The sequence below is a fragment of the Flavobacterium sp. LM4 genome (assembly GCF_002017935.1).
In the GTDB taxonomy this organism is placed as follows: Bacteria; Bacteroidota; Bacteroidia; order Flavobacteriales; family Flavobacteriaceae; genus Flavobacterium; species Flavobacterium chungangense.
Window position 1 is genome coordinate 277,588 of record NZ_MUFW01000005.1, and the last position, 19,188, is coordinate 296,775.

General features: G+C 31.1%; 18 protein-coding genes. 6 read left to right on the forward strand and 12 right to left on the reverse strand.

What is annotated here, in order from left to right; translation table 11 throughout:
• The first annotated feature begins 127 nt into the window (after positions 1-127).
• From BXU10_RS22545 to BXU10_RS22560, 4 genes are all read left to right on the forward strand, one after another.
• Positions 128-1,525: a tetratricopeptide repeat protein gene (locus BXU10_RS22545; RefSeq protein WP_078229711.1), complete on the forward strand. Its 1,398-nt coding sequence runs from the start codon at positions 128-130 to the stop codon at positions 1,523-1,525.
• On the forward strand, positions 1,525-2,274 hold the full coding sequence (locus BXU10_RS22550) for a shikimate dehydrogenase (protein WP_078229712.1): 750 nt from the start codon (positions 1,525-1,527) through the stop codon (positions 2,272-2,274). The genes BXU10_RS22545 and BXU10_RS22550 overlap by 1 nt, the downstream gene beginning before the upstream one ends.
• 243 nt (positions 2,275-2,517) lie before the next feature.
• On the forward strand, positions 2,518-4,506 hold the full coding sequence (locus tag BXU10_RS22555) for a DUF349 domain-containing protein (protein WP_078229713.1): 1,989 nt from the start codon (positions 2,518-2,520) through the stop codon (positions 4,504-4,506).
• 186 nt (positions 4,507-4,692) lie between these two features.
• Positions 4,693-5,109, forward strand: a complete 417-nt coding sequence (locus tag BXU10_RS22560; RefSeq protein ID WP_031454977.1) for an OsmC family protein — start codon at positions 4,693-4,695, stop codon at positions 5,107-5,109.
• 74 nt (positions 5,110-5,183) lie between these two features.
• Here BXU10_RS22560 and BXU10_RS22565 read toward each other — a convergent pair whose 3' ends face one another.
• The 12 genes from BXU10_RS22565 to BXU10_RS22620 all read right to left on the reverse strand — a co-directional run bounded on the left by BXU10_RS22565 (position 5,184) and on the right by BXU10_RS22620 (position 17,008).
• The gene (locus tag BXU10_RS22565) at positions 5,184-5,900 is read right to left on the reverse strand and encodes a response regulator transcription factor (protein WP_078229714.1); all 717 of its coding nucleotides are present in this window, start codon (positions 5,898-5,900) and stop codon (positions 5,184-5,186) included.
• 3 nt (positions 5,901-5,903) lie between these two features.
• Positions 5,904-7,490 carry a sensor histidine kinase KdpD gene (locus tag BXU10_RS22570; RefSeq protein WP_078229715.1) on the reverse strand — a complete coding sequence of 529 codons (1,587 nt, stop codon included), beginning with the start codon at positions 7,488-7,490 and terminating at the stop codon, positions 5,904-5,906.
• 59 nt (positions 7,491-7,549) lie between these two features.
• Positions 7,550-8,146 (reverse strand): dephospho-CoA kinase, encoded by a 597-nt coding sequence (gene coaE / locus BXU10_RS22575; protein ID WP_078229716.1) that lies wholly within the window; start codon positions 8,144-8,146, stop codon positions 7,550-7,552.
• Between the two features lies 1 nt (position 8,147).
• Positions 8,148-9,146, reverse strand: a complete 999-nt coding sequence (locus BXU10_RS22580) for a glycosyltransferase family 2 protein (RefSeq protein ID WP_078229755.1) — start codon at positions 9,144-9,146, stop codon at positions 8,148-8,150.
• A 121-nt stretch (positions 9,147-9,267) separates the two neighbouring features.
• A complete protein-coding gene (gene fabV / locus BXU10_RS22585) occupies positions 9,268-10,458 on the reverse strand; it encodes an enoyl-ACP reductase FabV (protein ID WP_078229717.1) in 1,191 nt (396 codons plus the stop codon).
• Positions 10,459-10,543: 85 nt separating this feature from the next.
• Positions 10,544-12,196, reverse strand: a complete 1,653-nt coding sequence (gene recN / locus BXU10_RS22590) for a DNA repair protein RecN (protein WP_078229718.1) — start codon at positions 12,194-12,196, stop codon at positions 10,544-10,546.
• Positions 12,197-12,245: 49 nt separating this feature from the next.
• Positions 12,246-13,130, reverse strand: a complete 885-nt coding sequence (locus BXU10_RS22595; protein WP_078229719.1) for a DUF4835 family protein — start codon at positions 13,128-13,130, stop codon at positions 12,246-12,248.
• Positions 13,123-14,334, reverse strand: coding sequence for a bifunctional phosphopantothenoylcysteine decarboxylase/phosphopantothenate--cysteine ligase CoaBC (gene coaBC / locus BXU10_RS22600; protein WP_078229720.1), 1,212 nt, complete (start codon positions 14,332-14,334; stop codon positions 13,123-13,125). Before coaBC ends, BXU10_RS22595 begins: the two co-directional genes overlap by 8 nt.
• 7 nt (positions 14,335-14,341) lie before the next feature.
• A complete protein-coding gene (locus tag BXU10_RS22605; protein WP_007807938.1) occupies positions 14,342-14,659 on the reverse strand; it encodes a DNA-directed RNA polymerase subunit omega in 318 nt (105 codons plus the stop codon).
• Positions 14,660-14,668: 9 nt separating this feature from the next.
• On the reverse strand, positions 14,669-15,463 hold the full coding sequence (locus BXU10_RS22610) for an outer membrane protein assembly factor BamD (protein WP_078229721.1): 795 nt from the start codon (positions 15,461-15,463) through the stop codon (positions 14,669-14,671).
• 135 nt (positions 15,464-15,598) lie between these two features.
• On the reverse strand, positions 15,599-16,480 hold the full coding sequence (gene dapA / locus BXU10_RS22615; RefSeq protein ID WP_078229722.1) for a 4-hydroxy-tetrahydrodipicolinate synthase: 882 nt from the start codon (positions 16,478-16,480) through the stop codon (positions 15,599-15,601).
• A gap of 15 nt (positions 16,481-16,495) precedes the next feature.
• The gene (locus BXU10_RS22620; protein ID WP_078229723.1) at positions 16,496-17,008 is read right to left on the reverse strand and encodes a hypothetical protein; all 513 of its coding nucleotides are present in this window, start codon (positions 17,006-17,008) and stop codon (positions 16,496-16,498) included.
• Positions 17,009-17,055: 47 nt separating this feature from the next.
• Here BXU10_RS22620 and BXU10_RS22625 point away from each other — a divergent pair, with 47 nt between their 5' ends.
• Together BXU10_RS22625 and BXU10_RS22630 are read left to right on the forward strand one after the other, a co-directional pair.
• Positions 17,056-17,835 carry a 5'-nucleotidase C-terminal domain-containing protein gene (locus tag BXU10_RS22625; RefSeq protein ID WP_078229724.1) on the forward strand — a complete coding sequence of 260 codons (780 nt, stop codon included), beginning with the start codon at positions 17,056-17,058 and terminating at the stop codon, positions 17,833-17,835.
• Positions 17,836-17,884: 49 nt separating this feature from the next.
• Positions 17,885-18,796, forward strand: coding sequence for a bifunctional UDP-sugar hydrolase/5'-nucleotidase (locus tag BXU10_RS22630; protein WP_078229725.1), 912 nt, complete (start codon positions 17,885-17,887; stop codon positions 18,794-18,796).
• Positions 18,797-19,188: the final 392 nt, after the last annotated feature.

Sequence of the window (19,188 nt, forward strand, 5' to 3'; positions counted from 1 at the left end):
AACAAAAAACAGAACATAAATTCTGTCCATATTGTTAATTAAATTGTTCAAAACAATAAATTTCCTTATCTCACAAAATAATATGGTTACCTAAATTTATAACAGGCTAATTTCAAAAATACAAAGTATGCAATTAAGCAACGAAGAAGAAGATTATAACCTATCCCTATCCAAATTTGAGTCGATGTTAAAAACAAACAAAGTACTCTTTTTTGATTCTGAAGAATTCGAAGAAATTATTCTTCATTATTTAGATATAGGTAAGGCTAATTTAGCAAAAAAGGCCTTAAAACTTGCATTAGACCAACATCCAAAATCTACAGGCTTAAAATTAGTACAAGTAGAAATGCTGGTTTACGACGATAAACTGGACATCGCCGAGAAACTTTTAAATGAGTTATATGCAATCGAACCTAACAACGAGGAAATTTACATCCAGAAAGCCAATATTTGTTCCAAAAGAGATCAGCACGAAAAAGCAGTAGAATTACTTAAAATTGCCCTGCAATACACAGACGATTTTGCTGATGTTTACAACTTAATCGGAATGGAATATCTTTTTATGGATAATCTCGAGATGGCAAAAGAAAGCTTCATCAAATGTCTTGAAGAAGATTTAGAAGATCAGTCTGCCTTATACAATGTGGTGTATTGTTTTGAGTTTTTAGATCAAAATCAGGAAGCCATTCTATATCTTAATGATTACATTAATAAAAACCCATATAGCGAAATTGCCTGGCATCAGCTAGGGCGCTTACATTATGGCGTAAAAGAATATGAAAATGCCATTCGCGCTTTTGACTATGCAACTCTAATCGATGAAGAATTTCTGGGAGCATTCATGGAAAAAGCAAAAGCTTACGAACGCCTCAAAAAATATACTGAAGCAATTGAAAGCTATAACCGTACCATTGAATTAGATGATGCAACTTCATATGCTTTATTGCGAATTGGTAAATGTTATGAAAAAATAGGAAATACTGTTTTAGCTCTAAAATATTACAACCAAACGGTTCATGAAGACCCCCTTCTTGACAAAGGATGGATTGCTATTACTGATTTTTATGTTCGCCAGAAAAACTTTCAAAAAGCTTTATTTTTCGTCAATAAAGCATTAGCAATTGACAATCAGAATCGTTTGTATTGGAAACGCTATGCTACAATCAATAAACAAATGAACTTTTTTGAAGAAGCAGAGTTTGGTTATAGAAAAGCAGTAGAATTTGGTGATTACGCATTAGATACCTGGTTATTTTGGGTGGATATCCTTCAGTTTTTAGGCGAATTTGACAGTGCAATACAAACATTATTGCAGGCTTCCGAATATTTTCCGGAAGAAAACGAAATTGAATACCGTTTAGCAGGATTGTATTTTATGATTCAGGACAATACAAAAGCTAAATTTCATTTAAGTAATGGCTTGCGTTTAAACTTTGATAATTATATTTTAATTGAAGACTTGTTCCCGGTAGTGTGGACAAAAAAAATGGTAAAAAATTACATTGAAAAACATAGAAAAGAATAATGATTGATATTTTAAGAAGACGTTTTGGCTTATTAGGCCGCAATATTAGTTACTCCTTTTCAAAAGGATATTTTACAGAAAAATTTAGTGATGAAGTTTTTACAGGTAACACTTACGAAAATTTCGACATTTCTGAAATCAGTCATTTTACTGGATTAATTAAAAATAATCCAGATCTGAAAGGCCTAAACGTTACCATTCCATACAAAGAGCAAGTCATTCCTTTTCTGGACAAACTTTCAAAAAAAGCAACCTTAATTGGTGCTGTAAATACAATAAAATTTACCAAAAGCGGAAAATTAAAAGGATTTAACACCGATTATTACGGTTTTAAAAAATCCTTAAAGCCATTATTAGAACCGCATCATAAAAAAGCCCTTATTTTAGGAACTGGAGGAGCATCAAAAGGAGTTGCTTTTGCACTTGATGAACTCGGCATTCCCTATACTTTTGTTTCAAGAGAGGCTAAAGAAAATATTATTGATTATAATTTAATTAATGCCACAACTTTTGACAATTTTCAAATCATAATAAACTGCACTCCAGTTGGAACAAGTCCAAACATTGAGGCCTCTCCTGACCTTCCCTATGAGTTTTTTACAGACAAGCATATCGCTTATGATTTAATTTACAATCCTGCCGAAACTCAATTCTTAAAGAATGCTAAAGAAAGAGGAGCCATAATAAAAAATGGTCTTGATATGCTTATTTTTCAGGCGGAAAAAGCATGGAAAATCTGGAACAAATAATTCTAAAAAAAATAATTTGAGGCTGTATTTAAAATGCAGCCTTTTTTATTGTTATTTAATTTGTAAAACCAATCTGCAAAGCACGGTGAAAAAATTAATTTTACACCCATAAATTGCATCTTAAAACACAAATAAGCAGTATTTTTAATCCAAAAAATACATAAACAAATGATTTATTTTGTATTTAGAAACACCTTTACTATCTTTCGCAATGTTTAAAATATAAACCTTATACATTTAAAAATGTTAGAAGAAAAGAATGATAACCTGCATGAAGCAGATGGAAAATCAGGAATCGGCCTAAACGATTCTTCACCCGATGATGCAATTGAAACATCAATTTCTGAAACAACAACAGAAAATGAAACTTCACTTCCTGAAAGTGAAGTAGAAAATATTGAAGCCGAAGAAGCAGATCATCAGGAAGCATTAGATGCAATAACAAATTCCAATGCTGAAGAAAGCGAAGACGAAACACTAAAAGAACGTCATGCTATTCCTATGCAGGATTACGATACCTTTTCGTTAGATGCACTTGTCGATGAATTAAAAAGGCTTGTAAATACAGACAAAGTAATGTCTGTAAAAGACCATATTGAAGAAATTAAAAAATCATTTTCACTCCAATTTAATCATCTTATTGAAGAGAAAAGAGAAGAGTTCAATGCTTCAAACCAGGATCCTAATGAAGAATTTCAATATCATTCTCCACTTAAGTCTAAATTTGATGAATATTATAGCATCTTTAGGGAAAAAAGAAATGCTCATTTTAAACATCTGCAAACTAACTTAAAATTAAATTTAGAAAATCGGCTTACTATAGTTGAAGAACTAAAAGAGCTTATAAATCCACAAGAAAATATCAAAGATACTCTTAAACATTTTAATGAATTAAGAGAAAGATGGAAAAATGCGGGAGCAATTCCTAAAGATAAATACAATCACGTATGGAATAATTACCACTTTCATGTTGAGAATTTTTATGATTATTTACATTTAGATCGTGAAGCAAGAGATTTAGATTTCAAATACAATTTAGAACAAAAACAAAAAATAATTGCTCGTGTTGAAGAATTGGCAAATGAAACCGACATCAGCAAAGCATTTAGAGAGCTACAGGATTTACATAGAATCTGGAAAGAAGATATTGGTCCCGTATCCAAAGAACATCGTGACACAATCTGGAATAAATTTAGTGAGTTAACTAAAAAAATTCATGATAAAAGAGAACTGTTATTTGAAAGTCAAAGAGCCAATGAACAGCAAAATCTCGAAATTAAAAAAGAAATTATTGCTACAATCGAAGTTTTAGCCACTGAAAAAGTAGGCTCTCATTCACAATGGCTCGTACAAATACAAAAAGTTGAAGCACTTAGGAATGATTTTTTTGCTGCCGGAAAAGTACCTGCCGAAGTAAACGAACAGACCTGGGCTGCATTTAAAACCGCTGTTAGAAACTTTAATTCTTTCAAAAACTCATTTTATAAAGACATAAAAAAAGACCAGAACGATAATTTAAACAAAAAAATGGCTCTTGTTGCAAAAGCTAAAGAATTACAAGAAAGTACTGACTTTAGTGCAACTACACCAATTATGAAACAAATCCAAGAAGAGTGGAAACAAATTGGTCACGTTCCTAAAAAATATTCTGATAAAATCTGGAAAGAATTCAAAGATGCCTGCAACCATTATTTTGATAAATTAAAAGAACACAAATCTGAAGAGAATAGTGATGAAGTAGCAGCTTTTGACAATAAAAAAGCCTACTTAGATACGCTAAGAGAGTTTCAGCTAATCGGAGACCACAAAACTGATTTAGATGCCATTAAAGCACATATTGAAACATGGAAAGGTTTTGGTAAAGTTCCTTTTTCCAGACGCCATATTGAGGGTAAGTTTAATAAAATCTTAGATGCACTTTTTGAAAAATTAAGTCTAAGTAAAAAAGACACTGAAATGATGCGTTTTTCTAACAGAATTGATTCTTTATCCGAGAGTAACGATACTCGCAAATTAGATAATGAAAAGATTTTCATTATGAGAAAAATAGAAGAAGTTCAAAACGAAATTTTTCAATTAGAGAACAACATTCAATTCTTCACCAATACAAAAAATGCAAAAAAAGAAAACTCTATAGTTCTTGAAGTTCGTAAAAACATTGCTATTCACAAAGAAAGTCTGGAAGTATGGAAAGATAAACTGAAACAATTGCGCAATCTAAATCAACAATAATAACATAATTAGATTTAAAATTTTAAAGGGCGTAATGGAAAATTCCATTACACCCTTTTTTTTTATTTTTCAATAACAAATTCATAAGGCAAAACTGTAAAAAATTAATTACATTTGATTGACACATGATCGATTGATAATCAAACTAATAAAAAATTAAATTACTAACTATAATAAGAACGGAAAATGAAATTCACAAGAAAAGCTAATGCCAACTGGAAAGGAACCGGTATGGAAGGAACCGGAACCATCAGTACACAAAGTACAACTTTGAATAATGCACAATTATCTTTTAAAACAAGATTTGCTGATGGCGTAGGAACCAATCCCGAAGAACTTATTGCAGCTGCCCATTCAGGTTGTTTTACAATGCAATTAAGCTTCTTATTAAACGAAGGTGGATTTGTTGCTGACGATTTATCAACAGAAGCCACAGTTACTTTTGAAGACGGTACAATTACCTTAATTCATTTAGAACTAAAGGGAAAAGTGCCTTCTATAACAGCAGAAAAATTTGCAGAAATTGCAACTAAAGCAAAAGAAATTTGCCCAATTTCAAAATTATTAAAAACCGAAATTACATTGGGTATTAATTTAATTTAAAAATTCTAAATTTAGGCTCTCTATTTTCAATCCATAAAAAAAGCTCCTATATACTCGGAGCTTTTTTTATTTATTTAAGATACTGCTTTACTTTTAACAACTAATCTGAAACCTTCACCGTGAATATTTAAAATTTCTACATCCTCATCGGCTTTTAAATACTTTCTCAGTTTTGCAATGTAAACATCCATACTTCTTGAAGTAAAATAGTTATCATCTCTCCAGATTTTTGTCAACGCTAACTCTCTTGGCATTAAGTCATTTTCGTGCAAAATAAGCATTTTAAGCAATTCATTTTCTTTTGGAGATAATTTTATTGGTTCATCGTTTTCAAATGTCAAAAATCTTAATTTTGAATTTAAATGGAATTTGCCAATATTAAATTCAAACTGAACTTGTTCTGCTTTTGTATCAGATGATTTTCTTTGAATAATGGCTTTAATTTTCATCAATAAAACTTCCGAATCAAACGGTTTATTGAGATAGTCATCCGCTCCTGCTTTATATCCTTTTAAAACATCCTCTTTCATTGATTTTGCTGTTAAAAAAATAATCGGCACTTCACTATTTTTTTCTCTGATTTCTTTTGCTAAAGTATAACCATCCTTGTAGGGCATCATAACATCAAGAATGCATAAATCATAAACATCCTTCTTGAATTTTTCGAAACCTTCCATACCATTTTTTGCAAGAGTAACTTCAAAGTCATTCAGCATCAAATAATCTTTAAGAACTGCACCAAAATTAAGGTCATCTTCTACTAAAAGTATTCTTTTATTAATATTTTCCATATTTTAATTTATTAGTGGTATTTTTATTATGAAGGTACTACCTTTTCCCTTTTCACTCTCTACATAAACCTGACCATTATGGTCCTCTACAATTCTTTTTACATAAGCAAGTCCTAAACCATGTCCTTTTACATTATGCAAATCGCCTGTATGTTCTCTGTAAAATTTCTCAAAAACTCTTTTTTGAGCGGTTTTACTCATACCTAAACCGTTATCTTTTATTTTTATGAGAATAACATCCTTGACATTCTCAGTAAATACTTCTATTTCCGGAACATCCGGGGAATATTTTATAGCATTTTCTAAAATATTGACCAGAACATTTGTAAAATGCACTTCATTAACCAGACAAGTTGTTCTTGCTGCATTAAAATGTTTTACAATTGTACCTTGCTTGTCTTCTAAAATTAAATTAACATGCTCAATTGCATCTTCAATAACATCATGAATTACAGTAGGCTCTTTACTTATATCCAATTCTTTTTTCTCTAATTTGGAAATTCGAAGTACGTTTTCAACCTGAGCATGCATTCTTTTGTTTTCATCCCTAATCATCTGCAGATAACGAAATACCTTCTCTTTATCTTCTATAATTTTCGGATTTCTAATTGCATCAAGAGCTAAATTTATGGTAGCAATTGGAGTTTTAAACTCATGCGTCATATTATTTATAAAATCTGTTTTAATCTCAGATATTTGCTTTTGACGTATTAACTGATTTAGAGCACTTGTATAAGCAATTATAATAATTAATGTAAAAATTATAGACAGTATCGTAATACTTACCAACTGTGACAATAAAAACTTCTTTTTATATGGAAAAGTAACCAATAATTCATACTTACTATTACCTTCATTATCTGTAAAGACCGGAATATTGTAAGTAGCATCCTTATCATAGTGAAACCCTTCCGATTTTATTTTTGTAGGAACACTACTACTATAAATTCCAAATTCTAGTTTAGTTTTTATACCATGTTCTTTAAGTTCTTTCTTCAAAAGAGATTGCAATTTCTCTTTTGTAATTCTTTCCTCTATTGGCAGTATTGAAGCATAATCCCTATATGTAATTTTTAACTGCGCTTTATTTAAAATATCTAAGCTTCCTTCTTTTTCATCTCTTAAATCCGGAATTGTACTTTGATTTAAATCTAAATTATCAATAGTGTTATTACTATTATAAACCTCCGTTAATCTTTTGGAACTAAAACTTTTAAATCCATCAGATCCAAATTTTTTATTAAATAGCGATCCATTAATATCGTAATTCTCAGAAGTGATACTGTTTTTATAGACAATTGTTTTATTTGTTTTTGTATTTCTTTGAACAAATAAAATTTCCAGCAAATCTTCCTTTTGCGGAATTTTTCCAGTGCTGTCTTTTATATGATTAATTTTATCTCGAAAACTATATTCTTCCTGTTGTGCAAGTTTATCTGACACATCACTAATTGCCTGGGTTACGTGATATTTAAACTGTTCGTCATTGTTTTCTAATGAAGAATTAAACCAATACACCTGAACCAGAATTATCCCAATTAAGGACAAACTCATTAGCAAAACAAGAATTCTAAAAAATAATTTATTCATCGAGACAAAATTAATATTTTAACAATATACTAAATAATACATTAACCAAATATTAACATTTAAGACTGATTTTGTTTAATATTTAAAATTTTAAGAATTTTAACAACTTCTTCTTTTGCCATTTTAAGATTATCATTAAAAATAACAAAATTACTTTTAGCAATACGTTCTTCTTCTTTCCATTGCATTTTCATCCTGCTCAAAACCTGTTCCTTACTTGTTTTATCCCGTTTTATGACTCTTTCAATTCTTACTTCTTCAGGAGCCGTCACAGTTATAACAATGTCACAATCTTTATATCTGCCGCTTTCAAATAAAATTGCCGCCTCATAAACTATATAGTCATAGTTTTGTTTTTTTTGTAACCATGATTCGAAATCTTTTTTAACAGCCGGGTGTATAATAGTATTTAACTGATTGAGTTTTTCACTATCATTAAAAACAATTTCTGCTAATTTCGCTCTGTTAAGAACTTCATTTTCAAATACTACACCACCAAATACCGTTTTAATTTGCTCAATTATGTATTGCGATTGCATTATTTTTTTTGCCTCATCATCAGCAATATAAACAGGGACACCCTTTTCTTCAAAATAATTTGCAATGGTTGTTTTTCCGCTACCTATACCACCGGTCAAGCCAATAATTTTTGTCATATTATATTTTAAAAAACATACGTGGAAAAGCTTCCTGTGGCTTTCTCTTCAATAAAATAATTTTTACAAAAGATTCTAAAAAACCTGTTCCATAACCATAAAATTGCTTCCAAACAGCGATTACAGAAAGATATCCAATTTTGATGCTTTTATTTTTAACACTAGCTGTAAGAAAAATTATAACGAAATATACAAAATATATTTGTAATAAAAGGTCAAAATTAAAAATTAACAGTAAAAAAGCTAATAATAATCCTGACATGAAGAATGTAGGAAAGAAAAAAGTTAATTTATTATGTTCAGGATACCAGCTATTTAATATTGGTCTTGCTTTTCCAAATTTATTTACCTGAATAGAAAATTTCTCCCAATCAATTCTACGTTTATGATAAACAAATGCATCAGGGAACAATCTCGTTTCAAAACCCAAGTTCCATAATCTAATAGATAAATCCGGATCTTCTCCTGGATGAATGTTTCCAAACCCTTTTGATGCCTCAAAAGCTTTTTTGGAAATTCCCATATTAAAACTTCTTGGCTGAAATTTTCCAATTTTCTCCGAACCTCCACGGATTCCGCCTGTTGTAAGAAAAGAAGTCATTGCAAAGTTTATTGCTTTTTGTATATCCGAAAAGCTATCTAAAGCTTTATCCGGACCGCCAAAACAATCAACATATTCTCTATCTAATTCTTTTCGGACTTCCGTTAAATAATTAGACGGAATTATACAATCTGAATCAAAAATGATAAAGTAATTGCCTACTGCTTTTATCATTCCGAAATTCCTTGAATCTCCAGGCCCTGAGTTTGGTTTAAAATAATAGGATATATTTAGTTTTCCCTGATAACTCTTTACGACTTCTTTACATGGAATGGATGACCCATCTTCAACAAGAACAATTTCAAAAGCCTCATTATAATCAGATTTTGATAAACTTTCGAGAAGTTCATCAACTTCATCCGGACGATTAAACACGGGTATAATTAGAGAAAAAACCATAGTAGAATATGCAGTATTTAAGCTGTAATTTTTAAAATTCAAATTTTGTGCAAAGATATGTTAAATTCACAAAAAAACCATCAACTTTTGGTTGATGGTTTGATTTATAAATTCTTAATTTTTAGTTGATACTTTCTATTTCAACAACTTCATTTACTTCTGCCTCATAATCCACTCCGGAAAATTCAAATCCAAAAAGATTTAAAAAGTCATTTTTATATCCAGCCAAATCACCAATTTCAGACAAGTTTTCAGTTGTAGCCTCAATCCACAATTTAGCAACCTTCTCCTGAACGTCATCACGCATCTCCCAGTCATCAATTCTGATTCTTCCCTTCTCATCAACAGGAACTTCAGAACCGCTATATAATCTGTCATGAAATAAGCGTTGAATTTGTTCGATACAACCTTCATGTATTCCTTCTTCTTTCATAATTTTATATAAAAGAGAAATATATAAAGGAATAACAGGAATTGCAGAACTCGCCTGCGTTACCAATGCTTTATTTACAGAAACATAAGCCTTACCTCCTATTGATTTTAAACTATCTGTAATAGTAAATGCTGTAGCCTCTAAATCATCTTTGGCACGTCCAATTGTACCTTTACGATAAACTGCTTCAGTCAAAGATGGACCAATGTATGAATAAGCAACCGTTGTAGCACCTTCCGCCAATAAATTTTCATTTTTTAAAGCATCAATCCACATAGCCCAGTCTTCACCTCCCATTACAGCAACAGTATTATCAATGTCTTCATCATTAGCCGGAGCTATTGAAACTTCGGATACTTTTCCTGTATGAAAGTCAACAGTTTTATTGGTAAAAGTCTGTCCAATAGGCTTCAATGTAGAACGGTGTAAAACTCCTGTATTTGGATTTGTACGTACAGGCGATGCCAAACTATAAATTACAAGATCTACCTGACCTAAATCGGCTTTAATTAAATCCAAAGCTTCTCTTTTTATTTCGTTTGAAAAAGCATCTCCATTGATACTTTTTGCATATAATCCTGCTTTATGTGCTTCAGATTCAAAAGCCGCAGAGTTGTACCAGCCTGGCGAAGCGGTTTTTCCTTCAACTGGCGGTTTTTCAAAGAAAACTCCAATTGTAGCTGCATCAGATCCAAAAGCACTTGTAATTCTTGAAGCTAAACCAAAACCTGTTGAAGCACCAATTACCAATACTTTTTTAGCTCCTGCAATAGGACCTTTTGATTTTATATATTCAATTTGATTTTTAACATTCTGCTCTGCTCCCTTTGGGTGGGCTGTCAAGCAAATAAAGCCTCTCATTCTAGGTTCTATAATCATATTTTTATTGTTTATTCGTTGATTTGGCAAACTGGGTGACTGTTATTCTTTTATTCTTTTTAGATGACAAATATAAAGCATTTCTTTAGTTCAACAAGGCTTTAGCGTGATTTAAAGCTGAATCAGAAACCACCGCTCCGGATAGCATTTGAGCAATTTCCATAACTCTTTCGTCCTGAGATAAAAGCTTTAATTCTGATTGCGTATCATCATTTGTTGTAGATTTAAACACTTTAAAATGAGAATCACCTTTCGCAGCAATTTGTGGTAAATGTGTAATTGCAAATATTTGCATTTTTGCACTCATCTCTTTCATAATCTCTCCCATTCTAATAGCAATTTCTCCGGAAACACCGGTGTCAATTTCATCAAAAATCAAAGTCGGTAATTTAGAATACTGAGCTAAAATTGCTTTAACTGCTAACATTATACGCGACATTTCACCTCCAGAAGCAACTTTTTTCAGCAAGCCAAAATCAGCTCCTTTATTAGCCGAAAACAAAAACTGCAATTCATCTTTACCATTTTGAAAATAGGTTTCGGATGACAGTAGTTCCATTTTAAATCTGGCATTCGGCATTCCTAACGTTTCCAATATTCCAATTAACTGATTTGATAAAACCGGGATTGCACTTTCTCTATTCTGATGAATTTTAGCCGAAAGCATATCCAATTCTTCTGTTTTTTGTTCTATAGATTTAACCAAAATAGCGATTTCCTCTTCAATATTACCTAATTCTAAAACTGAATTTTCCAGACTGATCTGAATTTGTAGTAATTCATCAACAGTTACTACCTGATGTTTTTTCTGCAAATTATAAATCAGCTGCAATTTCTGATTGGTTAATTCTAACTTCTCAGGATCGTTTAATAATTTTTCAGAAGCATTTTGCAACTCTCTCGAAATATCATCAAATTCAATTGTTACACTTGTAATTCTTTCAAACAGATTTTGATATTCTGGTGAAAAAATTGCGATTTTTTGCAGCAAAACTTTAATTTCATTCAGGTTGTGAAAAACACCAAATTGTTCTTCATTACCGATTAGCAATGATTTATCAATCGATTCTTTAATAATCTCAACATTATTTAGCTTTTCAAAATCAGCTTCCAGTTCTTCCTGCTCTCCTGATTTTAATTTTGCAGCAACCAATTCATTCAATAAAAAAGTATTGTATTCCTGTTCCTTACCTGCATCGCTTTGTTTTTTAAGCAATGCATTTAATTTTGATTTTTCAGATTTATATAATCTTAAAAGCTTTTTATAGGAATCAATACTACCTGAATTATTTGCAATTGCATCAATTATTTTAAATTGCACATTTTCATCTGAAAGTTCCTGAGTTTGCTGTTGTGAGTGAATGTCAATCAAAAAAAAGCTTAAATCTTGTAATTCCTGAAGATTTACCGGACTATCATTTATAAAAGCTCGTGATTTACCCGAAGGCAGGATTTCTCGTCTTATGATAGTTTCATCTTCATAATCCAAATCATTTGCTTCAAAAAACTCTTTTAAATTATATTTAGAAATTTCAAAATGCGCTTCAATTATACACTTTTCTTCTTTATTTTTAAGAGATGTTAAATCCGCTCTTTTTCCTAAAACTAAACCTAATGCGCCTAATATAATTGATTTACCAGCACCTGTTTCTCCTGTAATTATAGAAAAACCTTTAGAAAAATCTATAGTTAGTTTTTCAATTAATGCATAGTTTTTAATTGATAATAAAGTAATCATATAGCTTTAAAAGTAAAATTAATGAAGAGGTAGATTGGCAAAAATTGAATTAATATTTAATTTCTGACCATTTTGTTGAATTTAACGGTGAAACCTTATTCAAAGTCTCTGTTAAGTCTGTAACTGCAATGCTTGGCCCTCCCGAAAAAATAGACACAATTTCATCTGATTTTGCATCGAAAAACACTCTAGTTAAAAAAGCGTTTGGCTTAACCGAATTCAATTTTGCTATATTCATTAATGAAGATTTTATTTTTTCTTTTGCACCTTTCAAATCCTGACTCATTATATCCAGACCAGCATGATACCCAAAAGTGGTTTGTCGCAAATCAGAATAAGTTGGAGCAATCATATCATTTATCAAAAAGTAGCGATTCTGAACTCCATCAGCCTGAGTCCATCCTTTAGAACCACCTTGTTGAGCAATATTTGCAATATTTTGGGCTGTTTCAAAATAAGGGCTTCCGCCTGCAAGCTGAAATGTATCTGAATCTATACCTAAAATCATATAACTGTAAAATGATATCACAGATACTAAATTAGATTCAAATGTAGTAGGATTATATAATAAGGGTTCAAATTCTGTATACCTGAAATTAAAATCCTTATCGTTAAAATTAAATACAGGTGAAGAATACGTTGAATTGTAAATTAATCTTGAAGACTGTATTTGTATAGTACCTGAAAACTGGTCGGAACTATGAGAAAAAAGAGTTATGTAGATTGAACAATTAATACGCTCATTTTGCTTAAGCACAGAACCAGTCCAATCTGTTTTGTTTACAAACTCAGACAATGATGTCTGAAGTGTTTTATAAACTTGTTGATTAGGATTTGGTAATCTTTCGCTATTTATTGTAACCGTACAATTTAACTGTTGAGCCTGTGCAAAACCAAAAAACAAAAACGTTAAAAAAGTAACTAATTTACACATAAAAATGTTCTATAACTTTGTTTAAAATATCAACTGCAACAGATTCTTTTGACTTTAAGTCCATTGGTTCAATTTTAAATTCTTTGTCTATAAAAGTAACTTTATTTGTTGGTTTTTGAAAACCCGCTCCTTTATCCTGTAATGAATTTAAAACAATCAAATCTAAGTTTTTTTTCTGAATTTTCAACTTCGCATTTTCAATTTCATTTTCAGTTTCCAAAGCAAAACCAATTAAAAATTGATTTCTTTTGATTTTTCCTAACGATAATAATATATCTTTTGTCTTTTCAAGTTCAATTGAAAACTCATCAGTGGCTTTCTTAATTTTCTGAACAGCAATTACTTTTGGCTTATAATCTGCTACTGCTGCTGCTGCAATAGCCACATCTACATCATTAAAATACAAATGGCAGGCATCGTACATTTCTTGTGCAGAAATCACATTAACAACATTGATGAGAGAATTTTTTATATTTAAACTTGTAGGGCCAGAAACTAATATGACCGAAGCCCCTAAATTGGCTGCTGCACTTGCAATATCAAACCCCATTTTTCCTGAAGAATGATTTCCTATAAAACGCACAGGATCTATTGCTTCGTATGTTGGGCCTGCAGTAATTAGAATTTTTTTTCCTTTTAAAGGTAATTTACTTTCAAGATCAGCTTCTAAAAAAGTAATTATGTTTTCTGGTTCTGCCATTCTGCCTTCTCCAGATAAACCACTTGCCAATTCACCATTTTCTGCTGGAATCATTACGTTCCCAAATTGTTTTAAAGCACTAAAACTTGAGATTGTAGAAGAATGTTTGTACATATCCAAATCCATTGCCGGAGCAAAATAAACAGGACATTTAGCAGATAAATAAGTAGCAATGAGAAAATTATCACAGTTCCCGGTAGCCATCTTAGATAATGTATTTGCAGTTGCCGGGGCAATTAACATTAAATCCGCCCAAAGACCTAGTTCTACATGATTATTCCAAATAGCATCTTGATCATCCTGATTAAAAAAACTGGAGTGTACAGGATTTTTTGACAATGTAGATAATGTAAGTGGAGTTACAAAATCCTTAGAAGCAGGTGTCATGATCACCTGGACATGTGCACCTGCTTTTATAAAGAGTCGTACTAATGAGGCTGTTTTATACGCTGCAATTCCACCGGAAACACCCAGTAAAATTTTTTTTCCGTTTAAAACTGACATTGTACTATTATTTGTTTGAACCTCTGTGGTATGTTTTACCGTCTAACCATTCCTGAACAGCTAAAGCGTGTGGTTTAGGTAATTTTTCATAAAATTTAGAAACCTCAATTTGTTCTTTATTTTCAAAAACTTCCTCAAGACTGTCATTGTAAGTTGCAAACTCTTCTAATTTTTCAGTTAATTCTTTTTTAATTTCAGAATTAATTTGGTTTGCTCTTTTAGCCATAATGGTAATTGCCTCATACACATTTCCTGTTGGCTCTTCAATAACTGTTTTATTGTAAGTTATTGTATTTACAGGAGCATTCGTCTTTTTTAAATCCATGACTTTTATTTATTTAGTAAATTTTTGTAAATCTGTTTCAACTCTTGCATTCATTTCGTCTGCCTTCACTTTGTATTTTGTGTCACTTTTAAACTTCAATAAATTATTATAAGCAGCTTTAGCAACATTTAAACGCTCTTCCATTTTAGCCGGAACACTATTGATAGCTAACTGATATGCTGAATCGTATTTGTAAAACAATGCATCTTCTTTAAAAGGAGTTCCAGGAAAATCTGCAATAAAATTATCAAAAGCAATTAATGCAGATTTATAATCCGAAATGGTATTATAACCCTTAGCATTTTCATATGCTTTTTTCTCTAATTTCCCACTTAAAACTTTCACAGCTTCATTTGCCTGGGCAATATATTCTGAATTTGGATAATTATCAATAAAAGCCTGTAACTTATCTAATGCCTTAACTGTATCGGTCTGATCTAAACTGTAAACAGGTGCTAATTTTGAGTAACTGTAAGCTCCTAGAAAAGCAGCTTCCTGAACTTTTTCACTTCGTGGATAACCTGAAACAAAACTCTCAAATTGATAACCTGCCAAATAATATTGTTTTGTTTTGTAATAGGCCTGAGAAAACATGTAAAATAATTTTTCTGCCTGAGGTTTTCCTCTGTATGTTGGCGCTAATTGCTCAAAAAGTCTAATTGCTTTATTATACTTCCCTGCTTCATACATTTTTGTTGCAATTTCAAACTTTGCAGCAACATCTTCATTTTTTAATGCTTTTTGGTAATCACTACAAGAACACAAAAGGACAACAACAATTAACAGCGATACTATTTTTTTCATTTTCTTACTTTTATTATGATTGCTTAGACAATTATGCCAAAGCAAAATCACACCGAAGTTTCGGTGGCAAATTTAGTTATTAATTTAGCTACTACAAAATATTTTTTGGTATAATAAAAAACAGCTGTTTTTATTTTATTTTAAGGCTGATTTTACAAATTTATCTAATCGATCTGCTAATGATTCATCTACTGGCACCAATGGCAAACGTACCGTGTTATCTGCAATTCCAAGTGATTGAAACACATGTTTTATTCCGGCAGGATTTCCTTGCTCAAAAATCATATCAATACAATCTGATAAAAAATATTGGGTCTTGAAAGCTTGATTTACTTTTCTGTTCAACCCTAATCTTATCATTTCTGAAAATTCCTTTGGAAAACCTTGTCCAATAACCGAAATTACTCCTGCCCCGCCTGCTAAAACTATTGGCAAAGCAATCATATCATCGCCGGAAATTACTAAAAAATCTTTGGGTGCATTTTTAATCAATTGCAAAGCCTGAGCCATATCGCCTGCAGCTTCTTTTATTGCTACTACATTATCAAATTCATTTGCCAGACGAATAACAGTTGAAGGTAACATATTACTTGAAGTCCTGCCGGGAACATTATATAAAATCACTGGAACGGGAGAAGCTTCTGAAATAGCTTTAAAATGCTGATAAATTCCTTCTTGTGTAGGTTTATTATAATAAGGAGAAACCGAAAGAATCGCTTCAAATGCTGAAAAATCTCTTGTTTTCAATTCTTCAACTACCTGCATTGTATTGTTTCCTCCAACTCCAAGAACTAAAGGTAATCTCCTATTATTAACTTCAATTACGGTATTAATAACCAACTCTTTTTCGGATTGAGTTAGAGTTGCATTTTCTGCGGTTGTACCCATTACAACCAAATACTCTACTCCACCATCAATCGAAAAATTAACAATTCGCTGTAATGCTTCTATATCAATTGAAAAATCTTTTTTAAATGGAGTGACCAGGGCAACACCAGTTCCTATTAATGATTGCATACTTTACTTTATATTTTACTTTATATTTTTTAAATACTTAAACAATTCGAAAACGAAAAGCTTATAATTTTCTAAAGAAGTATTTATCATCCAGCGATTTATATTTTTATCAACAGATGCAAATCCTACTTTAAATTTAGCTTTTGATTTATTCGTAATTAGCTTCAAAATTGGATTTTGAGCATCATAATAACTAATCAAAAGATCAAATTCTGTTTCAATAAATTCAGTTAAAAAAGCTAATTTAGTACCTCCGTACCAATCTATATGCGCTTTTGTAAAAGTCGGAAAGGCGTATTCTTTTTTGTCATCAAATTTATTGCGATACACAACGATTTTAATATTGTCAGAATTAATTTTATTTGAAATCAGTTCTGCAATAAGCGCTTTTGAGTAACTGAAATCACTTTCATCAATTAATAAACCAATCGTTTGTACATTACTGGTAAAGGCTTCATTTTTTACATTAAGCAAATTATTTTTTAATGTTTTTTTTATGAAAAAATCCTTCAAATAATTTAAAAACATACTACTTTTACCAGATTACAAAATTAATTATTTAAGTCGCATTTAAGATGGTAAAACTAAAAAAGTATAACGGATTTTTAAAACTTTTTGTTATATTCTTAACACTTTTTTTTCTATTTTCATGCAGTCCAAAAAACTATAATGTAACTAAAATTGAAGCTAAACAACTTTCAATTTCTGAAAAAAACGCTGAAATGCAGGAAATTGAAAACTTTATTAAACCTTTTCGTGAACATATTAATAAAGATTTAGATCATGTATTGGCCTATTGCCCAGAAACCCTTGATAAAAGCAATGGAAAATGGCAGACTACTATTGGAAATTTACTAGCTGATGTTTGCTTAGAAAAAGGAGGTCAGGTTTTTAAAACCCGTGAAAAAAAAGACATCGATTTGTGCTTTTTGAATCATGGAGGCATCAGAGCGATACTACCACAAGGAAATGTTACTACCAGAACAGCTTTTGAAATTATGCCTTTTGAAAACAATTTGGTAGTTCTGGCTTTAAAAGGTGAGCAGATTTTAGAAATGACCGCTTATATTATCAAAGAGAAGAAAGCCCATCCTTTGTCCGGAATGACTTTTACAATTACAAAAGACAATACTGCTCAAAATATTCTAATTAAAGGAAAACCTCTGGATAAAACCCAAATATATTATGTCGCTACAAATGATTATCTGGCAAATGGTGGTGACAACATGAATTTTTTCCTTAAAAGTCTTCAAAAATTTGATTTAGATTATAAACTTCGAAATGTACTGATTGATTACTTTAAAGAAGTTGACAGGATTCCTGTACCAAAAGATATTAGAATCTCTGAAGAATAATCGGATTTAAACCCAAACTAAAACAGGCACTTTCGTAAAAACATACACCATGAAAAGAAGAGAATTTATCGAAAAAACTGCTGCAAGCACTGCTTTATTAAGTTTAGGCTTATCATTAAGCGGTTTTGAAACAAACGATATAAAACACCTAACGGTTCTACATACCAATGATGTACACAGCCACATAGATCCTTTTCCTGCTGATGATCCCCGTAATCCTGATAAAGGCGGAGTATCTCGTCGTGCTGCATTGATTGAGGCCATTCGAAAAGAAAATCCAAATGTGCTTTTACTTGATGCCGGAGATATCTTTCAGGGAACTCCTTATTTTAACTATTACGGAGGTGAACTTGAATTTAAGCTGATGAGCATGATGAAATATGATGCTTCTACCATTGGGAATCATGATTTTGACAATGGTCTTAACGGATTGTATGCACAAATGCCACATGCCAGTTTTGAATTTATCTGTTCAAATTATGATTTTAAAAACACAGTCATGAACGGACTTGTAAAACCGTATAAAATTTTTAATAAAAACGGAATAAAGGTTGGTGTTTTTGGGCTAGGAATACAACTTGAAGGGCTTGTTGAAAAAAAAATGTACAAGGAAACCGTATACAATAATCCTGTAGAAATTGCTCAGGATATGACTCAATTACTAAAAAAAGAAGAAAAATGTGATTTGATTATTTGTCTTTCACATTTAGGATACAAATACAAAGATGATGCTTCAAAAATCTGTGATCTGAAATTAGCCGAATTAACACAGGATATTGATTTAATCATTGGCGGGCATACGCATACCTTTTTAGAGAAACCTACTATTGTAAAAAATAAAGCGGGCGAAGATGTTCTGGTAAATCAGGTGGGATGCTACGGAATAAATTTAGGGCGAATCGATTTTTATTTCGATAAAAATAAATCTCATACCAATCAGGCAAAATCAATTATCGTTTAACTCTCTTTTTACCCGAGTTTATAAAATATTTGGAAATAAAAAAGTACGCCAGAATCTGAGTCACATCACAGATTAATGTTAATACTAAAGAATAAGAAAAATAGCGATTGAAGATAAAGAACATATCCGAAATTATAAAACATGTTATCATTAACATTAAAAGCAAAGTAACATAATTTCCCCTGGTTATATAGTTTGCGTAACATATGAACCCTAAAACGCTTAAGACAGTTCCATAGAGGGCATATAAAAAGTCAAAACCATCCATTTTATCAAACTGTAAACTCAGTACAGAAAACAATAAATATACAATCAGTAAGATTACTAAAACAATTGGCAGTACATCGCTCTTTTTTAATCTTATTCTGTCATAATCTATTACAATTATTTTA

Bases quoted from the DNA above. Each gene is read 5' to 3' on its own strand.
- BXU10_RS22630 (WP_078229725.1), top strand. From the start codon at position 17,885: ATGAAAAGAAGAGAATTTATCGAAAAAACTGCTGCAAGCACTGCTTTA.
- BXU10_RS22620 (WP_078229723.1), bottom strand. From the start codon at position 17,008: ATGTTTTTAAATTATTTGAAGGATTTTTTCATAAAAAAAACATTAAAA.
- BXU10_RS22595 (WP_078229719.1), bottom strand. From the start codon at position 13,130: ATGTGTAAATTAGTTACTTTTTTAACGTTTTTGTTTTTTGGTTTTGCA.
- BXU10_RS22560 (WP_031454977.1), top strand. From the start codon at position 4,693: ATGAAATTCACAAGAAAAGCTAATGCCAACTGGAAAGGAACCGGTATG.
- dapA (WP_078229722.1), bottom strand. From the start codon at position 16,480: ATGCAATCATTAATAGGAACTGGTGTTGCCCTGGTCACTCCATTTAAA.
- coaE (WP_078229716.1), bottom strand. From the start codon at position 8,146: ATGACAAAAATTATTGGCTTGACCGGTGGTATAGGTAGCGGAAAAACA.
- BXU10_RS22550 (WP_078229712.1), top strand. From the start codon at position 1,525: ATGATTGATATTTTAAGAAGACGTTTTGGCTTATTAGGCCGCAATATT.
- BXU10_RS22570 (WP_078229715.1), bottom strand. From the start codon at position 7,490: ATGAATAAATTATTTTTTAGAATTCTTGTTTTGCTAATGAGTTTGTCC.
- BXU10_RS22625 (WP_078229724.1), top strand. From the start codon at position 17,056: ATGGTAAAACTAAAAAAGTATAACGGATTTTTAAAACTTTTTGTTATA.
- recN (WP_078229718.1), bottom strand. From the start codon at position 12,196: ATGATTACTTTATTATCAATTAAAAACTATGCATTAATTGAAAAACTA.
- BXU10_RS22545 (WP_078229711.1), top strand. From the start codon at position 128: ATGCAATTAAGCAACGAAGAAGAAGATTATAACCTATCCCTATCCAAA.
- BXU10_RS22580 (WP_078229755.1), bottom strand. From the start codon at position 9,146: ATGGTTTTTTCTCTAATTATACCCGTGTTTAATCGTCCGGATGAAGTT.
- BXU10_RS22605 (WP_007807938.1), bottom strand. From the start codon at position 14,659: ATGGATTTAAAAAAGACGAATGCTCCTGTAAATACAATAACTTACAAT.
- BXU10_RS22555 (WP_078229713.1), top strand. From the start codon at position 2,518: ATGTTAGAAGAAAAGAATGATAACCTGCATGAAGCAGATGGAAAATCA.
- BXU10_RS22565 (WP_078229714.1), bottom strand. From the start codon at position 5,900: ATGGAAAATATTAATAAAAGAATACTTTTAGTAGAAGATGACCTTAAT.
- BXU10_RS22610 (WP_078229721.1), bottom strand. From the start codon at position 15,463: ATGAAAAAAATAGTATCGCTGTTAATTGTTGTTGTCCTTTTGTGTTCT.
- coaBC (WP_078229720.1), bottom strand. From the start codon at position 14,334: ATGTCAGTTTTAAACGGAAAAAAAATTTTACTGGGTGTTTCCGGTGGA.
- fabV (WP_078229717.1), bottom strand. From the start codon at position 10,458: ATGATTATAGAACCTAGAATGAGAGGCTTTATTTGCTTGACAGCCCAC.